The sequence below is a fragment of the Vibrio sp. genome, from assembly GCF_984391705.1.
This window is the reverse complement of sequence record NZ_CFHWOM010000100.1, coordinates 1-6,738: the sequence shown is the minus strand read 5'-3', so window position 1 is coordinate 6,738 and position 6,738 is coordinate 1. Positions and strand designations below refer to the sequence as shown.

6 protein-coding genes are annotated in these 6,738 nt (G+C 45.6%); 1 reads left to right on the top strand and 5 read right to left on the bottom strand.

What is annotated here, in order from left to right; genetic code table 11:
- Positions 1-266: 266 nt before the first annotated feature.
- Both rlmB and rnr read right to left on the bottom strand, forming a co-directional pair.
- Positions 267-1,004, bottom strand: a complete 738-nt coding sequence (rlmB, locus tag AC4MRV_RS21230) for a 23S rRNA (guanosine(2251)-2'-O)-methyltransferase RlmB (RefSeq protein ID WP_491189279.1) — start codon at positions 1,002-1,004, stop codon at positions 267-269.
- Positions 1,005-1,028: 24 nt separating this feature from the next.
- Positions 1,029-3,485 (bottom strand): ribonuclease R, encoded by a 2,457-nt coding sequence (rnr, locus tag AC4MRV_RS21225; protein ID WP_491189278.1) that lies wholly within the window; start codon positions 3,483-3,485, stop codon positions 1,029-1,031.
- A gap of 252 nt (positions 3,486-3,737) precedes the next feature.
- Here rnr and AC4MRV_RS21220 point away from each other — a divergent pair, with 252 nt between their 5' ends.
- Positions 3,738-5,147 carry an amidohydrolase gene (locus tag AC4MRV_RS21220; RefSeq protein ID WP_491189277.1) on the top strand — a complete coding sequence of 470 codons (1,410 nt, stop codon included), beginning with the start codon at positions 3,738-3,740 and terminating at the stop codon, positions 5,145-5,147.
- Between the two features lie 102 nt (positions 5,148-5,249).
- Here AC4MRV_RS21220 and motX read toward each other — a convergent pair whose 3' ends face one another.
- The 3 genes from motX to AC4MRV_RS21205 all read right to left on the bottom strand — a co-directional run.
- Positions 5,250-5,888 (bottom strand): flagellar protein MotX, encoded by a 639-nt coding sequence (gene motX, locus AC4MRV_RS21215; protein WP_491189276.1) that lies wholly within the window; start codon positions 5,886-5,888, stop codon positions 5,250-5,252.
- Between the two features lie 21 nt (positions 5,889-5,909).
- Positions 5,910-6,053: a hypothetical protein gene (locus AC4MRV_RS21210; RefSeq protein WP_491189275.1), complete on the bottom strand. Its 144-nt coding sequence runs from the start codon at positions 6,051-6,053 to the stop codon at positions 5,910-5,912.
- Positions 6,054-6,139: 86 nt separating this feature from the next.
- Positions 6,140-6,738: adenylosuccinate synthetase (locus AC4MRV_RS21205; protein ID WP_491189274.1), on the bottom strand; the 599-nt coding region annotated here is incomplete at its 5' end.

Sequence of the window (6,738 nt, the reverse complement as noted above, 5' to 3'; positions counted from 1 at the left end):
GAAGAAAAGATAGCTAATTGTATTAACCGCGAACATAAGCTGAGTCTACATTACCCGATAAATCGGCTCCTCGGCGCTCATTGGTTCACAACTGGCTTAACCAGTGCGACGCATTATACAGATCACAGTTTCACATGCAAGTCCTGTTTGAAAAATAAACGAGAAAGATGTCAGCCTGAATTTGGCGGCGCTTTGCACTTAAAAAACAAAAGAGCAGACTGAATCAACAGTCTGCTCTTTCTCTCTATAGTTAAGCGGGCAATAGTTTACGCTAAACGTTGACGCACGGCCTCAAACAGACATACCCCAGATGCGACTGAAACATTTAAGCTAGATACGCTACCTGCCATCGGTATCTTGATTAGGTCGTCACAGGTTTCACGAGTTAGGCGACGCATACCATCACCTTCTGCTCCCATTACGATAGCCAGCGAGCCCGTTAGCTTCGCTTGGTAGATATCATGAGTCGCTTCACCCGCTGTACCTACAAACCAAACACCCTGTTCTTGTAACGCACGCATAGTACGAGCCAGATTCGTTACTCGCACCAAAGGCACCGCTTCGGCTGCGCCACACGCGACTTTACTTACGGTTGCGGTGATATTTGCTGATTTGTCTTTTGGAACGATGACAGCTGCAACACCAGCAGCATCAGCATTACGTAAACATGCGCCTAAGTTATGCGGATCCGTTACGCCATCAAGAACAAGCAATAATGGTGACTCATGCTTAGCAAGAATGTCGTCTAAGTCATTTTCATTCAGCTGCTTAGCAGGCTTAACGCGAGCCATAATGCCTTGGTGATTCGCACCGCGCGCTTTGTCATCGAGTGTCTTACGCGTCATCTGTTGAATCGACACACCACACACTTGCAGTTCATTTAGAATTGGCATTAGGCGATCATCTTGACGACCTTTTAATACAAATGCTTCGATGAAACGTTCTGGTTCACGCTCTAGTACCGCTTTTACTGCGTGAATACCGTAGATAAATTCGTTACTCATTTAAAAACCTATTTGGTTAAATTTTTACTGTGCTGGCTTTTTAGTGCGCTTAGTTTTCTTAGGTTTAGCACCTGGTTTTTTCTTACGAGCCTTGGTCACTTTCGGCTTCTTAGCCGCGCCTTTTGCCTCTGGCTTTTCAGGTCGCTTAGTAGGCTCTACCCCAGGGCTCGCCTTACGACCACCTTTGGTTGCCGCACGTTTTTTCTCTTTGGCCTTTCTCTTAGCCTCTGCCGCTCGTTTCTTGGCGGTCTTTCCTTCGCCGCGTAGCTTACGACTTGTTTCGACTAATTCAAAGTCAATTTGGCGATCATCAAGGTTTACTGCCAGTACTTTCACTTTAACCGCATCGCCTAAGCGGTAGATTGCACCAAAACTTTCACCGATAAGCCTTTGACCAATTGGATCAAATTGATAGTAATCATTAGCCAGCGCTGAAATATGCACCAAACCATCAATATGCAAATCGCTTAGTCGTACAAAGAAACCAAAACCCGTGACATTGGCAATCACGCCATCAAGCTCTTCACCAACGTGGTCCTGCATGTACTCACACTTAAGCCAATCGGACACTTCGCGAGTCGCATCATCTGCGCGGCGTTCGGTCATTGAACATTGTTCACCGTAGAAATCCATATCATCAAATGAGTAATGGTAGCCACCAGTTGGTGTCCAACGATCTTTCAAGGTGCCATTTTCTTTCGCGATCAGGTATTTGATTGCACGATGCAGCAATAGGTCAGGGTAACGGCGAATTGGTGAAGTAAAGTGCGCGTAGCGCTTCAGTGCCAGACCAAAATGACCACAGTTGTCGGCGTTGTATACCGCTTGCTTCATCGAACGCAATAGCATGGTCTGAATCAATTCTTTGTCTTGGCGTTCGGCAATCTGCTTAACCAAATCCGCATAATCAGTTGGTGATGGTTCAAGACCACCGTTAAGGTGCAAACCAAGTTCACCTAGGAAATCTCGGAACCCTTGTAAGCGAAGTTCACCCGGAGATTCATGAATACGGTAGAGCGCTGGCTCTTTAGCTTTCTCCACTAATGAAGCTGAAGCGATATTAGCCAGAATCATACATTCTTCGATGATCTTGTGTGCATCATTACGAATCACAGGCTCGATGCTGTCGATCTTACGCTCAGCATTGAAAATAAATTTGGTCTCTACGGTTTCAAATTCAATGGCACCACGGTTATCACGCGCGTGTTTAAGTACTTTGTACATGCTATGTAGCTCTTCAAGATGCGGTACCAGTTTGTGGTAACGCATTCTTAGCTCTTCATTGCCTTCTAAAATATCATGTACTTTGTTGTATGTTAGGCGAGCATGGGAGTTCATTACCGCTTCATAGTGCTTGTAACCTGAAAGCTTACCCGTTTCCGAGATAGTCATCTCACACACCATACACAGACGATCCACCTGCGGGTTAAGCGAACATAAACCATTCGACAACACTTCTGGGAGCATTGGCACAACTTGCGATGGGAAGTAAACGGAGTTGCCTCGATTAATCGCTTCTTTATCTAAAGCGGAATCAGGACGTACATAATAACTGACATCGGCAATCGCAACCCAAAGACGCCAGCCGCCGCTTTTTTTCTTCTCACAGAATACTGCATCATCAAAGTCACGAGCATCCTCACCATCGATGGTAACCAATGGTAAATCACGTAAGTCAACGCGCCCCACTTTCGCCTCTTCAGGCACTTCCTCCCCCAGTCCTTCAATCTGCTTATCCACCGCTTCCGGCCACTCGTGAGGGATCTGGTGTGTGCGAATAGCAATTTGGGTTTCCATACCTGGCGCCATGTTTTCGCCCAGCACTTCGACCACTTTGCCCATCATCCCGCGAGAGCGCGAGCCACGATCAGTGATTTCTATTACCACCACATTCCCCATTCGCGCACCTGCGCGAAGGTCATTTGGTATGAGAATATCCTGGCTGATACGTGAGTCATCCGGAACAACATAAGAGTAACCGTACTCAAGGAAAAAACGGCCAACAATTTGGGTTACACGCTCTTCAAGTACACGTACAAGTCGACCTTCCTTTCGACCACGTTTTGAATTGTCCGTCGGCTGTACCAATACATAGTCGCCATGAATGATATTTTTCATCTGATGATGAGGCAGTACGATATCGTTGTCTTTGCCGACACTTCCTTCAGGACGTACCCAGCCGTGACCATCTTTATGACCAATCACATAACCTTTCACCATTTCGAGCTTTTCAGGTAGTGCGTAGCATTGGCGACGAGTAAATACCAATTGACCGTCTCTTTCCATTGCTCGAAGGCGACGACGTAGACCTTCATAATGGTCTTCACCCGATAACTTAAGCGCTTCAAACAAGTCATTACGGTTCATTGGAACCCCTGCTTGGCTAAGGAATTCAAGAATGTATTCTCGGCTTGGGATCGGATTTTCATAATTTTCCGATTCACGTGCTGCAAAAGGGTCATTATGGGTATTGTCTGACATAGGCGTGCCTACTAAAGAAGGAAGGAATTAAAACTAGTATATCTGAGTCGTTGTTCTAGGCACAGGTAAGTCGAACTAAATTCGCTATTTTTCCGCATCTTTTTCATAACTTTGCATCAATTTTAACAACTCATAACAGCGTACGATAAAGATCACAATTCCATGTAACTAATAGAGCAAACGATTGCAGCAAGGTGTTTGGAGAGTATGATGCGAACCAACCGACTGTTCCCATTATCTTAGGTATTACTTATGAGTATCAAACGATCTCTCCTTGCCACCGCTATTGCTAGCCTTGGCCTTTGTTCACTTTCAGCCAGTGCAGCTGAAAATGTTGATTTAATGATCACTGACGCTATGGTCCTCACCATGAACCAAGACAAAACTGTGTACGAAAACGGCACGGTTGTAGTCAAAGACAACAAAATCGTGGCTGTCGGTGATGAGACTTTAGAGCAACAATATGAAGCTGACAGAGTCATAGACGCTGATGGTGATATCGTCATGCCTGGCCTCATCAATACTCACACCCATGTATCAATGACAGTATTTCGTTCACTAGCAGACGATGTACCAGATCGCCTACACCGCTACATTTTTCCTTTAGAAGCAAAACTTGTTTCACGCGACATGGTTCGTATTGGCGCGAATCTGGGTAACGTTGAAATGGTTAAGGGTGGCGTCACCACTTATGCTGATATGTATTACTTTGAGGATGAAGTAGCAAAAACTGTCGACCAAATTGGCATGCGCGCAATTCTGGGTGAGACGGTGATTAAGTTCCCTGTAGCCGACGCAGCTAATGCGGAAGAAGGCATCAAATATGCTCTGAAATTCATTGAACAATACAAAGATCACCCACGCATTACTCCGGCATTTGCGCCGCATGCGCCTTATACAAACACAACAGAGACTCTGCAGAAAGTCGCAAAACTCTCCCTAAAGCACGATGTGCCAGTAATGATCCACCTTGCAGAATCTCACCGAGAAGAAGAGAAGATTGCTAAGCGTGCTAATGGTATGTCCCCGGTTCAGTACATGCATAGCATCGGTGCTCTAAATAAAAATCTCGTTGGAGCGCACATGATCCTAGTTGATGACAAAGACATCGAACTGGTTAAGAAGTCAGACATGGGTGTTGCGCACAACATGAGTGCTAACATCAAATCAGCAAAAGGAGTATCTCCTGCACTTAAGATGTACGATGAAAACGTTCGAATTGGTCTAGGCACTGATGGTCCAATGTCCGGCAACACCTTGAGCACGATTGATGAATTCAACCAAGTGGCTAAGGTGCACAAGCTCGTCAACAAAGACCGCGCTGCGATGCCACCAATCAAAGTGATTGATATGGCAACTATGGGAGCAGCAAAAGCACTGCATATGGAAGATAAGATCGGTTCACTCGAAGTAGGTAAACTTGCCGATATCATTGTCGTTGATACCAAAGCACCCAATATGGTCCCTGTTTACAATCCTTATTCGGCTTTGGTTTACTCTGCAAACTCTGCAAACGTAAAACACACAATCGTCGATGGAAAAATCCTGATGCAAGACCGCCAAATGCTCACGGTTGATGAAGAAAAAATCCGTAAGGAAGCCCTAGAGTTCACCAAAGTCGTACGTGAGACAGTCATCGAGTCTGGAGAGGTAGTGCAATAACCACCACCCCAGAAATACAATGCCCAGCAAGTGCTGGGCATTTTCTCTTTAAATCGCTGTTGACTGAGTGCAGTAAACCAACAGCGTTAAATATCTTTATAGTTACCAGAAGGTATCGCGTTTTTTGGCTCTAACAATGATGTTTTCTGGCATTCTACGCTCTAGGCCTTGGCGAAGAATCGAGATTCGTTTGTGAGTTCGCTGGTCCGCTGTAACTGAGTTATACAGCCAACGATAAGCATCTTCGTAATCCAGCGGACTGCCATAATCACGCAGCAATAATTCAGCAAGGTGAATTCGAGCATTTAAGTTGCCCATGGCTGCCGCTTCACGCAGATAGGGGATCGCTCGCTCCTTATCTTGCTGCACCAAAGTGCCACGAGAGTAATAACGGCCGAGCTGCTCCAAGGCGGCGGGTAGGCCTTGATGAGCCGCATTTTCCATATAGTAAAGACCAAGCTCTACATCTTGATCAACACAAACGCCCCATGCCAACATGTCTCCATACAGGAACTCATAGGAAGGTAAGCTAATGCGTGTAGCACGCGCGACGATGTCTTCCACCAACTGGCAACTGTCCGCTTTTACACGCTCTAGATGTTGATTGTTATTAATAAGTTTAATCAGTTCCGCTTCGGTATAAATTGGTACCGGCTCACCAATATCAGGCAAATCGTTCGCCTGAACTGCAGAGGCACTAAAAGCCAATACCATCGAAGCCGCTAATTGTCTTAGCTTCATTTTCTGCACTCTTCACTTCGATCATTGGCGCAGCGCATCCACCCTCACAGAAAGCGAAAACGACAACACCAGTTTTGCCACAGATGCGGCAAGCTTGATAGTTATATCGGCAACAGCTGCTAACTCTTTAATCAAAATTGCCGCTATCAGGCAAATTGTTGCCATTCAGTATCAATAGATCAAGGAAATTTGGCTATAAAAAAACCAGCACTTTTGTGCTGGTTTTGTAATTCACTGATAACAATCAGAAATTAAGCTTCGTATGGGTGAACCTTAATGATTGTCTCATTACGGTCAGGACCAGTAGAGATAATATCTACCGGAATACCCGTTAGCTCTTCGATGCGCTTGATGTAGTCTAGTGCCGCTTGTGGTAGTGCATCTAGAGACTTAGCGCCGAATGTTGTTTCAGACCAACCAGGCATTGTTTCGTAGATTGGCGTTGCTTCTTCAAAAGATTCTGCCGCCATTGGAGAAACTTCTAAGATAGAGCCATCTTTCATCTTGTAACCAGTACAAATCTTGATCTCTTTAAGACCATCAAGAACGTCTAGTTTAGTTAGACACATACCAGTTAGAGAGTTGATTTGGATTGCGCGGCGCATTGCTACTGCATCAAACCAACCAGTACGACGTAGACGACCAGTCGTTGCACCAAACTCGTGGCCAACTGTACCTAGGTGCTTACCGATTGGGTCTTGCTTATCTTGACCGTCGTAAAGCTCAGTTGGGAATGGACCTGAACCTACGCGAGTACAGTACGCCTTAGTAATACCAAGGATGTAACCGATGTGGCGAGGACCAAAACCAGAACCTGCAGCAACACCACCAGCAGTCGTGTTAGAAGAAG